This is a genomic window from Pseudomonas nitroreducens TX1 (assembly GCF_000313755.1).
GTDB classification, from domain to species: Bacteria; Pseudomonadota; Gammaproteobacteria; order Pseudomonadales; family Pseudomonadaceae; genus Pseudomonas; species Pseudomonas nitroreducens_A.
Window position 1 is genome coordinate 1 of record NZ_AMZB01000007.1, and the last position, 367, is coordinate 367.

The window sequence follows — 367 nt, forward strand, 5'->3', positions numbered from 1 at the left end:
CCGCGTGGGCGGCGTGAACGGCGACGTGGCCTTCCGCGTGACCCTGGGCCAGGACGGCAAGGTCACCCTCGACCAGGTGCGCGCCGTCGTGCATCCCACTGCCGATGCCAATGAAGGCGTCAGCCTCGACCCGAACACCCTGGCACTGAGCGCCACCATCACCGACAAGGACGGTGACAGCGCCACCACGTCCATCGACCTGGGCAGCAAGCTGACCTTCCTCGACGATGGCCCGAGCATTTCCGCCGGCAACACCGAGGGACTGCACCTGACGGTGGACGAGACCAACCTGAACCTGGACGCCAGCAGCACCGGTTCGGTGGCTGACCTGTTCAATGCGCAGTTCGGCGCCGATGGTGCCGGCTCG

1 protein-coding gene is annotated in these 367 nt (G+C 67.3%); it reads left to right on the top strand.

The features are described 5' to 3' along the window. Positions 1-367, top strand: a 367-nt coding sequence (locus C167_RS31925) for a DUF5801 repeats-in-toxin domain-containing protein (RefSeq protein ID WP_037005691.1), incomplete at both ends; no start/stop codon positions are given.